The sequence below is a fragment of the Streptomyces sp. SID8374 genome (assembly GCF_009865135.1).
Classification (GTDB): Bacteria; Actinomycetota; Actinomycetes; order Streptomycetales; family Streptomycetaceae; genus Streptomyces.
In genome coordinates, this window is the sequence record NZ_WWGH01000002.1 from 759,486 (window position 1) to 772,078 (window position 12,593).

Sequence of the window (12,593 nt, forward strand, 5' to 3'; positions counted from 1 at the left end):
GAAGACCGCCGTGAACCCCACCCCCGCCTCCGAGGCCGACGGCCCCGGTACCCCCCAGCACCGAGGGCAGGACGGACCGGCCGCCCCCGGCACGGTCGAGGCGACGATCGTGCCCCGCCAGAAAGCCCTGGCCGACGGCGACTTGAGCGACCCGGCGCACCCCGCCACGGACGAGGCCCCGGCGCACGCCCCCACGACGCCGCCCCGTACAGACGCACCAGACACCCCGGCGCACGCCCCCACGGAGCCCGGCGCCCCGCAAGCCCCGGCCGATGGGTCCCCGGCCGACGTGGCCGCGAGCGGCGCCGCCCGGACCGACACGGCCTCGACGGGCGCCACCCCGGCCGCCGGAACCCTGGCCGACACGGCCCCGGCCGCCGGGTCCCCGAGCGCCCCGGCCCCCAGCGCCCCGCAAGCCCCCGCCGCCGGAACCCCGACCGACACCGCCCCGGCAACCGGATCCCCGTACGACGAACTCCTCGCCACCCAGGACCCGTTGGACCACCCCGACCCCCTCCGGGCCGCCGACGCCGCCGGTACCGAGAGCCTGCTGCGGTGCTGGACCCGGGAGAACGACCTGCCCCGGCCCGACGGCGACACCCTGCGCGTTGCCTTCCCCGCCACCGGTACCGCCCTCCTCGTCCCGGTGCACTACTGGTCCGCCACCGGAGCCCACCGCTTCGGCGCCCCGGTCCTCGAAGGCGCCCCCGAGAAGGCCCCGCCCGCCGACGCCGTCACCGTCGCCGTCCTCATCGGCCGGGAGGCAGACCGCAACGGCTCCGCCGACCTGGTCGCCCGGGTCGCCGACTCCGTACGCCACACCGCAGGCTTCGTCGAACAGCGCCGCCGCCACCCCGCCGAACCGGCCGGCGCCGACCTCTTCCTCACCGCCGAGCAGTCCCTCCTCCTCGGCCACCCGCTCCACCCCACCCCCAAGAGCCGCGAAGGGCTCTCCGAGGCGGAGTCGCGGCGCTATTCGCCCGAACTCCACGGCTCCTTCCCGCTCCACTGGTTCGCCGTCGACCGCACCCTGACCGCCACCGACTCCGCCTGGAGCGACGGCGGTCCGGCCTCCGCCGAGGAGCTGCTCGCCCCGCACCGCGACGGGCTGCGCCTGCCGCCCGGCACCGTCGCCGTGCCGCTCCACCCCTGGCAGGCCGCCGACCTGCTGGGCCGCCCTCAGGTCGCCGCCCTCCAGGAGACCGGCCTGCTGCACGACCTCGGCCCGCACGGCGAACACTGGCACCCCACCTCCTCCATCCGCACCGTGCACCGCCCCGGCGCCCGGGTGATGCTCAAGCTCTCCCTCGGCGTACGCATCACCAACTCCCGCCGCGAGAACCTCCGCAAGGAGCTGCACCGGGGCGTCGAGGTCCACCGCCTCCTGACCACCGGCCTTGCCGACAGCTGGCAGCGGGTCCACCCCGGGTTCGACATCGTCCGCGACCCCGCCTGGCTCGCCGTCGACGACCCCGAGGGCACCCCCGTCACCGGCCTCGACGTGATGCTCCGCCAGAACCCCTTCGGCCCCGGCGACGACGCCGTCTGCATCGCCGGGCTCACCGCACAGCGCCCCCGGCCCGGGCAGCCCCTGATGCGCTCGCGGCTCGCGGAGGCCGTCGCCGCCCTGGCCGTACGGACCGGCCGCCCGGTCGCCGACATCTCCGCCGAGTGGTTCCGGCGCTACCTGGACCGGGTCGTCCGCCCGGTCCTCTGGCTGGACGCCCACGCCGGTGTCGCCCTTGAGGCCCACCAGCAGAACACCCTGGTCCTCCTCGACCCGGACGGCTGGCCGGTCGGCGGGCGCTACCGGGACAACCAGGGCTACTACTTCCGCGAGTCCCGCCGCGACGAGCTGGAGCGGCGGCTCCCGGGCATCTCCACCGTCAGCGACACCTTCGTCTCCGACCCGGTCACCGACGAACGGTTCGCCTACTACCTGGGCATCAACAACGTCCTCGGCCTGATCGGCGCGTTCGGCGCCCAGCGCCTCGCCGACGAGCAGGCCCTGCTCGCGGTCCTTCGCCAATTCCTCACCGAGACCGCGGAACTGGGCTCGCCCCTGCCCGCGTATCTCCTTCAGAACCGCCGGCTGCGCTGCAAGGCCAACCTGCTGACCCGGCTGCACGGCCTGGACGAGCTGGTCGGCCCGGTGGACACCCAGTCCGTCTACGTCTCCATCGCCAACCCGCTGTACGCCTGAGGGGCCCGGCCCCCCGCTCCAGAGAGGAGAGTGCCACCGTGCCTCCCGCCGACGCGCCCGCGGCATCGGACGCGGTGCCTCCCGAACCGGCCGACGTGGACCCCGATCCACGCCCCGGGCCCAGGGACCCGGGCACCGCCGCCGTGCCCTCCGGCACCGGCACCGAGGACACCCTCGACCTGAAGCTCACCGAGGAGCTCCTCGCCCTCATCGGCGAGGACCGGAGCAGGGCGGCGGCGCGGCGTGACCCCGCCGCCGAGCTGCTCGGCGACCCGGCCACCTGGCCCGGAGCGACCACCGAGGCCGGGGTGTTCCACCTGGTCCCGGTGGTCCTGGAGCGCGATCTCGCCGTCCTCAGCCGCTGGATGAACGACCCCGCCGTCGCCGCCTTCTGGGAGCTGGCCGGACCCGAATCCGTCACCGCCGACCATCTGCGGCCGCAGCTCGAAGGGGACGGCCGCTCCATCCCCTGCCTCGGCGTCCTCGACGGAACGCCCATGAGCTACTGGGAGATCTACCGCGCCGACCTGGACCCGCTGGCCCGCCACTACCCCGCCCGTCTCCACGACACGGGTATCCACCTGCTCATCGGGGGCGTGAAGAACCGGGGGAGGGGCGTGGGCACCACCCTGCTCCGCGCCGTCGCCGACCTCGTCCTGGACAACCTGCCGCGGTGCGGCCGGGTCGTCGCCGAGCCGGACCTGCGCAACACCCCGTCCGTATCGGCCTTCCTGAGCGCCGGATTCCGCTTCTCCGCGGAAGTGGACCTCCCCGACAAACGTGCCGCCCTCATGATCCGCGACCGAACGTACCGTGATCACCTGTGAACATCGCTCCGCACCGTCCACACCGCTCGAACCCCATCGGTTCCACCCGGAGGAGTCCCCGTGCCGACATATCCCGCGAGCCATGATTCAGCCGACCCCCACCCCCTGCTCAGCCCCCCGGAGCTGAACCGGCAGGTCTGGGACCGGGCGGCAGCGCGGCTGCTCGCCAAGATGCTCGGCGAGTTCGCGTACGAGGAGATCATCGAGCCCGAACGCCGACCCGGCGACGGCCGCCTCCACTCCCTGCGCCTCGACGACGGTACGGAGCTACGCTTCTCGGCCCGCCGGGGCGTCTACGGAAGCTGGCGCGTCGACCCCGACTCGATCGAGTCCGTCCACCGCCCCGCGACCGCCCCTTCCAACGGCGCTTCCCCGCACGCCGGTTCACCCTCGCGCAACGCGTCCTCCAACGGCTCCTCCGAGGGGACCCGCCCGTTCCGCGACCCGCTGCGGTTCCTCGCCAGCGCGAGCGGCCTCCTCGGACTCGACGGAGCCACCCTCGGCCACCTCATCCGCGAGCTGACCCTCACGCTCTCCGCCGACGCCCGCCTCGACCACACCGCCCTCACCGCGGCCCAGCTCGCCGATGTCGGCTACGCCGAGCTCGAAGGCCACCAGACCGGCCACCCCTGGCTGGTGGCGAGCAAGGGGCGGCTCGGCTTCTCCGCCGCCGACGCGGCCCGCTTCACGCCCGAGACCCGCAGCCCCCTCCAGCTGCCGTGGATCGCCGTGAGCACCCGCATCGCGCAGTACCGGGGCGTGGGCCGCCTCACCACCCCCGAGCACCTCTACGCCGAAGAACTCGACCCTTCCGTCCGCGCCTCGTTCGCCGCCGAACTGCACGCCCGGGGGATCGACCCCGAGAGCTATCTCTACCTCCCCGTACACCCCTGGCAGTGGGACGAATGGATCGTTCCGCTCTTCGCCCCCGCCATCGCCGACGGGGACATCGTGGCCCTTCACACCGACGGCGACGCGCGCCTCGCCCAGCAGTCCGTGCGCACCTTCGCCAATGTGGCCCGCCCCGACCGGCACACCGTGAAGCTGCCGCTCTCCATCCTCAACACCCTGGTCTGGCGCGGCCTGCCGACCGAGCGGACCCTCGCCGCCCCCGCCGTCACCGCCTGGGTCCAGGGCCTGTGCGAGTCCGACCCGTTCCTGCGTGACACGTGCCGGGTCATCCTCCTCGGCGAGGTCGCCTCCGTCGCCGTGGAACACCCGCTCTACGACCACCTCCCCGAAGCCCCGTACCAGTACAAGGAAATCCTCGGCGCGATCTGGCGGGAGCCGCTGCCGCCCCGCCTCGCACCCGGCGAACGCGCCCGCACGCTCGCCTCCCTCCTCCATACGGACCCGGCGGGCCGCGCGTTCACCGCCGAGCTCGTGGAGCGCTCCGGGCTCGCCCCGGCCGCCTGGCTGACCCGCCTCTTCGCCGCCCTGCTGCCGCCGCTCCTGCACTTCCTCTACCGCTACGGCACGGTCTTCTCCCCGCACGGCGAGAACGCCATCGTCGTCTTCGACGAGAACGACGTGCCGGTACGCCTCGCGATCAAGGACTTCGTCGACGACGTCAACATCAGCGCCCACCCGCTGCCGGAGCACGACACCATGCCCGAGGAGGTGCGCACGGTCCTCCTCACCGAGGAGCCGTCCTTCCTCACCCAGTTCATCCACTCCGGTCTCTTCGTCGGCGTCTTCCGCTATCTGTCGCCGCTCTGCGAGGAGCAGCTCGGCGTGAGCGAGGACGAGTTCTGGTCACTCGTCCGGGCGGAGATCGTCCGCCACCACGCCCGCTTCCCGGAACTCAAGGAGCGGTTCGAGCTGTTCGACATGCTCACTCCCGAGATCGAACGGCTCTGTCTCAACCGCAACCGGCTGCACGTGGACGGCTACCGCGACCGCTCCAGCCGCCCGCACGCGGCGATCCACGGCACCGTTCCCAACCCGCTGCACCCCGCCGCCCGGATCCGGGAGTGACCGCCGTTGTCAGTGGTGCGCCGTAGGGTGGTCGGGCTATGACGAAGCCATCCCTCCCCGAGCTCCTGCACGCCGCCGTCACCGCCGTCGGCGGTACGGAGCGCCCCGGCCAGGCCGCCATGGCCGAGGCCGTCGCCGAGGCGGTCGACGACCAATCCCACCTGCTCGTCCAGGCCGGCACCGGCACGGGCAAGTCCCTCGGCTACCTGGTGCCCGCGCTGGCGCACGGGGAGCGGGTCGTCGTGGCCACGGCCACCCTCGCCCTCCAGCGCCAGCTGGTGGAGCGGGACCTGCCGCGCACGGTGGAGGCCCTGCACCCGCTGCTGCGCCGCCGCCCGCAGTACGCGATGCTCAAGGGCCGGTCGAACTACCTCTGCCTCCACCGGCTCCATGAAGGGGCCCCGCAGGACGAGGAGGAGGGGCTCTTCGACCAGTTCGAGGCGGCGGCGCCCTCCAGCAAGCTGGGCCAGGACCTGCTGCGGCTGCGGGACTGGTCGGACGAGACGGAGACCGGCGACCGGGACGACCTCACCCCCGGCGTCTCCGACCGGGCCTGGGCGCAGATCTCGGTCTCCTCGCGCGAGTGCCTGGGCGCGACGAAGTGTGCGTACGGCGCCGAGTGCTTCGCCGAGGCGGCCCGCGAGCGCGCCAAGCTCGCGGATGTGGTCGTCACCAACCACGCCCTGCTCGCGATCGACGCCATCGAGGGCGCCCCGGTGCTGCCCTCGCACGAGGTGCTGATCGTGGACGAGGCGCATGAGCTGGTCTCCCGGGTGACCGGGGTCGCCACCGGCGAGCTGACCCCGGCGCAGGTCAACCGGGCGGTCCGCCGGGCGGCGAAGCTGGTCAACGAGAAGGCCGCCGACGCGCTCCAGACCGCCGCCGAGGGGTTCGAGCGGGTGATGGAGCTGGCGCTCCCGGGGCGGCTGGAGGAGGTGCCCGAGGATCTCGGGTACGCGCTGATGGCGCTGCGGGACGCGGCCCGTACGGTGATCTCCGCGATCGGCGCCACCCGGGACAAGTCAGTCGAGGACGAGAACGCCGTCCGCAAGCAGGCCCTGGCCTCGGTCGAGTCCATCCACGGGGTCGCCGAGCGCATCACCCAGGGCTCGGAGTACGACGTCGTCTGGTACGAGCAGCACGACCGGTTCGGCGCCTCGGTGCGGGTCGCCCCGCTCTCCGTCTCCGGGCTGCTGCGCGAGAAGCTCTTCACGGAGCGCTCGGTGGTCCTGACCTCGGCCACGCTGAAGCTCGGCGGGGACTTCAACGGGGTGGGCGCCTCTCTGGGGCTGGCCCCCGAGGGCACCGCGGGCGACGACATCCCGCAGTGGAAGGGGCTGGACGTCGGCTCCCCGTTCGACTACCCGAAGCAGGGCATCCTCTATGTCGCCCGGCATCTGAACACCCCGGGCCGCGAAGGCTCCCGTACGGACATGCTGGACGAGCTCGCCGAGCTGGTGGAGGCGGCGGGCGGCCGCACGCTGGGGCTGTTCTCCTCCATGCGCGGGGCCAAGGCGGCCGCCGAGGAGCTGCGGGGAAGGCTGGACAAGCCGATCCTGCTCCAGGGCGAGGAGACCCTCGGCGAGCTGATCAAGAACTTCGCCGCCGACCCGGAGACCTGCCTCTTCGGCACGCTCTCGCTCTGGCAGGGCGTGGATGTGCCGGGGCCGAGCTGCCAGCTGGTGGTCATGGACCGGATTCCGTTCCCCCGTCCCGACGACCCGCTGATGAGCGCACGCCAGAAGGCGGTCGAGGAGGCCGGCGGCAACGGGTTCATGGCGGTGGCCGCCACCCACTCCGCGCTGCTGATGGCCCAGGGCGCGGGCCGCCTCGTCCGGGCCACGGGCGACAAGGGCGTCGTCGCCGTGCTGGACCCGCGCCTCGCCAACGCGCGGTACGGCAGCTATCTGCGCGCCTCGATGCCGGACTTCTGGTACACCACGGACCGCAACCAGGCCCGCCGCTCGCTCGCCGCGATCGACGCCCTGGCCAAGGCGGACGGCAAGTAGATCACCACGACGAAGCCCCGGGACCGCGGCAAGGCGTCCCGGGGCTTCGTCGTGTACGTGAGGTCGACCGACCGGTGCTCTTCACACCCGCCGCAGCACCGCCACCACCTTGCCGAGGATCGTCGCCTCGTCACCGGGGATCGGCTGGTACGCGGCGTTGTGCGGCAGCAGCCATACGTGGCCGTCCTCGCGGCGGAAGCGCTTGACCGTCGCCTCGCCGTCCAGCATGGCGGCGACGATGTCCCCGTTCTCCGCGACGGGCTGGCGGCGCACGGTGACCCAGTCGCCGTCACAGATCGCCGCTTCGATCATCGAGTCACCGACGACCTTGAGGACGAACAGCTCACCGTCACCGACGAGCTGGCGCGGCAGCGGGAAGACGTCCTCGACCGACTCCTCGGCGAGGATCGGCCCACCGGCGGCGATCCGGCCCACCAGCGGAACGTACGACGCGGCGGGCTTCCCCGTCGTGTCGGTCGGCTGGGTGCTCGGCTGGTCCGATCCGCGCACCTCGTAGGCGCGGGGCCGGTGCGGGTCGCGCCGGAGGAAGCCCTTGCGCTCCAGCGCCATCAGCTGATGGGCGACGGACGACGTGCTGGACAGGCCCACCGCCTGACCGATCTCCCGCATCGACGGCGGGTACCCCCGGCGCTGCACGGAGTCGCGGATGACCTCGATGACCCGCCGCTGCCGGTCCGTGAGCCCCGAGCTGTCCGCCCTGATCCCTGGCGGCCTTCCGGGCAAGGAGCGCCCGGGCCGCGTGGGCTCGGGCCCGTCCGTGTTCGTGACTGAGTCATTCATGGCATGCACCGGCTCAAGTCGGCTCTGGGAGCGGTGGTCCCGGGCGGTGATGGTGGCACTGTCTGCGGTCGTGGTCACGTCGGCCCCTCTCGAATGTTCTCCCTAGCTGGACAACGGTAGTAGCTTTCGAAAGGTTGCGCCAAACACACGTTCGAGTGAAAAACGAATAAAGGGCTGCCGCGATGCTTCCCGCAGGTGTATGAGCGCTGAGCCGGAGGCTCGTACGGGGTCTCGCGCCGCCCCGCCGCAGGGTGTGCCCAGTCTTTCATCCCGGGTACGCACCCCGGGCCCCCGGCGGCTCGCGGACTGCGCGATTCCCGTACCCTCTTCCCTGGCCCGCGCTCCCCCCCCGGGCCACCATCCGGGGCGCGACACGCGGTAGGGCCGAAAATGCGACGTAACCCTAGATCTAGTGGTTGGATCGTCCCGGCCACCCAGAACTTGTGGTCCTGGGTTCAATCGGCCCCGGGCCATCGCCTATGCTGGGGACTGCTTCCCAGGGGCCCGCAAGGGCTTGCCGGAGAGGTTATTCAGTCGCGCTGTGAAGGAGGGTTGGGAGCCATGCACTGCCCCTTCTGCAGGCACCCCGACAGCCGGGTCGTCGACAGTCGCACCACCGACGACGGGACGTCGATCCGTCGCCGCCGTCAGTGCCCCGACTGCTCCCGCCGTTTCACCACGGTGGAGACCTGCTCGCTGATGGTCGTCAAACGCAGCGGCGTGACCGAACCCTTCAGCCGTACCAAGGTCATCTCCGGCGTCCGCAAGGCATGCCAGGGCCGGCCCGTCACGGAGGACGCCCTCGCCAAACTCGGCCAGCGGGTCGAGGAGGCGGTGCGCGCCACCGGCAGTGCCGAGCTGACCACCCACGACGTGGGTCTGGCCATACTCGGCCCCTTGCAGGAACTCGACCTCGTCGCGTACCTGCGCTTCGCGTCCGTCTACCGGGCGTTCGACTCTTTGGAAGACTTCGAGGCCGCCATCGTGGAATTGCGCGCGCAGCGGCCCACCGTGGAGGACTGCGGGAGCGGCGAGACCCTTGAGGTCCCCGCCCCTGCCATTGCCGCCGACTGAGCGGTACCTGCCCGTCACCGTCCGGCATCACGACCGCCGGACGGCGACCGGGCGATTCAGAACCTGTTCCCGTGGCCGAGGGCGGCCCGCGGGGCGACGGACACACACTGTGCCTGGGAAGAACTGGGCACTTCAGGGCGTTTTTGCCCACATATGGGAGGCGGCATGACAGAGACGGCGAGCGGCCCGGCACGAGGTTCCCGCACCAAGGGCACCAAGGCGAGCAAGGGTCTGCGCATCGAGCGCATCCACACCACCCCCGGCGTGCATCCGTACGACGAGGTGGCGTGGGAGCGCCGTGACGTCGTCATGACCAATTGGCGCGACGGCTCGGTCAATTTCGAGCAGCGTGGCGTCGAGTTCCCCGACTTCTGGTCGGTGAACGCGGTCAACATCGTCACCAGCAAGTACTTCCGCGGCGCGGTCGGCACCCCGCAGCGCGAGACCGGACTCAAGCAGCTGATCGACCGGATCGTGAAGACGTACCGGAAGGCCGGCGAGGAGAACAGCTACTTCGCCTCTCCCGCGGACGCCGAGATCTTCGAGCACGAGCTGGCCTACGCCCTCCTGCACCAGGTCTTCAGCTTCAACTCCCCGGTCTGGTTCAACGTCGGAACGCCCCAGCCGCAGCAGGTCTCCGCCTGCTTCATCCTGGCCGTCGACGACTCCATGGAGTCGATCCTCGACTGGTACAAGGAAGAGGGCATGATCTTCAAGGGCGGCTCCGGCGCCGGCCTGAACCTCTCCCGCATCCGCTCCTCCAAGGAGCTCCTCTCCTCCGGCGGCAACGCCTCGGGACCGGTCTCCTTCATGCGCGGCGCCGACGCCTCCGCCGGAACCATCAAGTCCGGTGGCGCCACCCGCCGTGCGGCCAAGATGGTCATCCTGGACGTCGACCACCCCGACATCGAGGCCTTCATCGAGACCAAGGTGAAGGAGGAGGAGAAGATCCGCGCCCTGCGTGACGCGGGCTTCGACATGGACCTGGGCGGCGACGACATCACGTCCGTCCAGTACCAGAACGCCAACAACTCGGTCCGCGTGAACGACGAGTTCATGAAGGCCGTCGAGGCGGGCGGCAAGTTCGGGCTGCGCGCCCGGATGACCGGCGACGTCATCGAAGAGGTCGAGGCCAAGTCCCTCTTCCGCAAGATGGCCGAGGCCGCCTGGGCCTGCGCCGACCCCGGCATCCAGTACGACGACACCATCAACGCCTGGCACACCTGCCCGGAGTCCGGCCGGATCAACGGCTCGAACCCGTGCAGCGAGTACATGCACCTGGACAACACCTCGTGCAACCTCGCCTCGCTCAACCTGATGAAGTTCCTCAAGGACGACGGCCTGGGCAACCAGTCCTTCGAGTCCGAGCGCTTCTCCAAGGTCGTCGAGCTGGTCATCACCGCGATGGACATCTCGATCTGCTTCGCGGACTTCCCGACGCAGAAGATCGGCGAGAACACCCGCGCCTACCGTCAGCTGGGCATCGGTTACGCCAACCTCGGCGCCCTCCTGATGGCGACCGGCCACGCGTACGACTCCGACGGCGGCCGCGCCCTGGCCGGTGCCATCACCTCGCTGATGACCAGCACCTCCTACAAGCGCTCCGCGGAGCTGGCCGCGGTCGTCGGCCCGTACGACGGCTACGCCCGCAACGCCGAGCCGCACCAGCGCGTCATGAAGCAGCACGCCGACGCCAACGCCAAGGCCATCCGCACCGACGACCTGGACGCCCCCGTCTGGGCCGCGGCGACGGAAGCCTGGCAGGACGTGATCCGGCTCGGCGCGAAGAACGGTTTCCGTAACGCGCAGGCCTCGGTCATCGCGCCCACCGGCACCATCGGTCTCGCGATGTCCTGCGACACCACCGGCCTGGAGCCCGACCTCGCCCTGGTCAAGTTCAAGAAGCTGGTCGGCGGCGGCTCCATGCAGATCGTCAACGGCACGGTCCCGCAGGCCCTGCGCCGCATGGGCTACCAGCCGGAGCAGATCGAGGCGTTCGTCGCCCACATCGCCGACCACGGCAACGTGATCGACGCCCCGGGCCTCAAGCCCGAGCACTACGAGGTCTTCGACTGCGCGATGGGCGAGCGCTCCATCTCCGCGATGGGCCACGTCCGGATGATGGCGGCCATCCAGCCGTGGATCTCCGGCGCGCTCTCCAAGACGGTCAACCTGCCGGAGACGGCCACCGTCGAGGACGTCGAAGAGGTCTACTTCGAGGCGTGGAAGCTGGGCGTCAAGGCGCTCGCGATCTACCGCGACAACTGCAAGGTCGGCCAGCCCCTCTCCGCCAAGACCAAGGACAAGGAGAAGGAAGAGGTCACCGCGAAGGCCGAGGAGACCATCCGGACGGCGGTCGAGAAGGTCGTCGAGTACCGCCCGGTCCGCAAGCGCCTCCCCAAGGGCCGTCCCGGCATCACCACCTCCTTCACGGTGGGCGGCGCCGAGGGCTACATGACGGCCAACTCCTACCCGGACGACGGTCTCGGCGAGGTCTTCCTGAAGATGTCCAAGCAGGGGTCGACCCTCGCGGGCATGATGGACGCCTTCTCCATCGCCGTCTCGGTGGGCCTCCAGTACGGCGTCCCGCTGGAGACGTACGTCTCGAAGTTCACCAACATGCGCTTCGAGCCGGCCGGCATGACGGACGACCCGGACGTGCGGATGGCGCAGTCGATCGTCGACTACATCTTCCGCCGCCTGGCGCTGGACTTCCTGCCCTTCGAGACCCGCTCCGCCCTCGGCATCCACTCCGCCGAGGAGCGCCAGCGCCACCTCGACACCGGTTCGTACGAGCCGACCTTCGAGGCGGACGGCGTGGACTCCGAGAGCCTCGCCCAGTCCGCCCCGGTGCAGCCCGAGCTGAAGGCGGTGGCGGCTCCCCGCGAGTCCGCCGAGAAGCCGGCTCCGGCGACGGCGCACACCTCGGCCGAACTGGTCGAGATGCAGCTCGGCATCAGCGCGGACGCCCCGCTCTGCTTCTCCTGCGGTACGAAGATGCAGCGCGCCGGCTCCTGCTACATCTGCGAGGGCTGCGGCTCCACCAGCGGTTGCAGCTGACGCCCGTCGCTGAGCGGTAACGCGTGAAGGGGACCGGCCCGACGGCCGGTCCCCTTCACGTTTTCACGTTCCCGCGCATTGGCCGGAACTCGCCGATGCGGTTCAGGCCCCGGCGTCGCGGTCACCCATCACCGCGGCGAACGCGTCGGGATCGGCGTCGAAGCCGCGTACGTCCGCGCGGAACACCCACTGCCCCGAACCCGTACGGGAGAACTCCCCCACGACGGCCGCCGTCGACCCGGCGACGCTCGTGAAGTCGTCCTCGATCAGGCTCGTGTAGCCCTCCCGGATCTGCACCCCGGTGCTCCCGACCTCGCCGAAGGTCTTGCGGCCCTCTCGCTGCTGGATGGCGACGCCGACGACCACCCGGCCGTACCGGTCCGCCAGCCGGTCCAACTCGATCGTCATGACCTCGTCGTAGCCGAACCCCTGACCTGTCCTGCTGTCCCGGTTCAGCGTGATGGTGCCGTCCGGCGAACGGCTGTCGAAGTGCACCAGATACGAGGGACTGCCGTACGGGGCCTCCGCCGGGTAGGTCGCCGCGATGATGTCGAGGTCGATGTCCGGTTCACCGTGCGGGCTGGGGTCCCATTTGATCCGTACTTCGACTTTCTCGATGTCCTTGTTCGGAGTGCTCACCGG

General features: G+C 71.1%; 8 protein-coding genes. 6 read left to right on the plus strand and 2 right to left on the minus strand.

The window, feature by feature from the left end:
* The first annotated feature begins 10 nt into the window (after positions 1-10).
* The 4 genes from GTY67_RS27055 to GTY67_RS27070 are packed head-to-tail and all read left to right on the plus strand — an operon-like array spanning position 11 to position 7,016.
* Positions 11-2,203: an IucA/IucC family protein gene (locus GTY67_RS27055; protein ID WP_343238770.1), complete on the plus strand. Its 2,193-nt coding sequence runs from the start codon at positions 11-13 to the stop codon at positions 2,201-2,203.
* A gap of 38 nt (positions 2,204-2,241) precedes the next feature.
* A complete protein-coding gene (locus tag GTY67_RS27060; RefSeq protein ID WP_343238771.1) occupies positions 2,242-3,030 on the plus strand; it encodes a GNAT family N-acetyltransferase in 789 nt (262 codons plus the stop codon).
* Positions 3,031-3,090: 60 nt separating this feature from the next.
* Positions 3,091-5,007 carry an IucA/IucC family siderophore biosynthesis protein gene (locus GTY67_RS27065; RefSeq protein WP_161280580.1) on the plus strand — a complete coding sequence of 639 codons (1,917 nt, stop codon included), beginning with the start codon at positions 3,091-3,093 and terminating at the stop codon, positions 5,005-5,007.
* Between the two features lie 38 nt (positions 5,008-5,045).
* Positions 5,046-7,016 carry an ATP-dependent DNA helicase gene (locus GTY67_RS27070; protein ID WP_161280581.1) on the plus strand — a complete coding sequence of 657 codons (1,971 nt, stop codon included), beginning with the start codon at positions 5,046-5,048 and terminating at the stop codon, positions 7,014-7,016.
* Positions 7,017-7,097: 81 nt separating this feature from the next.
* On the opposite strand, the gene lexA is transcribed toward GTY67_RS27070, so the two are convergent.
* Complete coding sequence (gene lexA / locus GTY67_RS27075) at positions 7,098-7,895, minus strand: transcriptional repressor LexA (RefSeq protein ID WP_084750474.1); 798 nt, start codon at positions 7,893-7,895, stop codon at positions 7,098-7,100.
* Positions 7,896-8,378: 483 nt separating this feature from the next.
* Between lexA and nrdR the strand changes: the two genes are divergently transcribed.
* Positions 8,379-8,891, plus strand: a complete 513-nt coding sequence (gene nrdR, locus GTY67_RS27080) for a transcriptional regulator NrdR (protein ID WP_093692321.1) — start codon at positions 8,379-8,381, stop codon at positions 8,889-8,891.
* Between the two features lie 165 nt (positions 8,892-9,056).
* Entirely contained in the window at positions 9,057-11,951 is a 2,895-nt protein-coding gene (locus GTY67_RS27085; protein ID WP_161280582.1) for a vitamin B12-dependent ribonucleotide reductase, read from the plus strand.
* Positions 11,952-12,053: 102 nt separating this feature from the next.
* Here GTY67_RS27085 and GTY67_RS27090 read toward each other — a convergent pair whose 3' ends face one another.
* Positions 12,054-12,590 carry a TerD family protein gene (locus tag GTY67_RS27090; RefSeq protein WP_161280583.1) on the minus strand — a complete coding sequence of 179 codons (537 nt, stop codon included), beginning with the start codon at positions 12,588-12,590 and terminating at the stop codon, positions 12,054-12,056.
* Between the last annotated feature and the right edge of the window lie 3 nt (positions 12,591-12,593).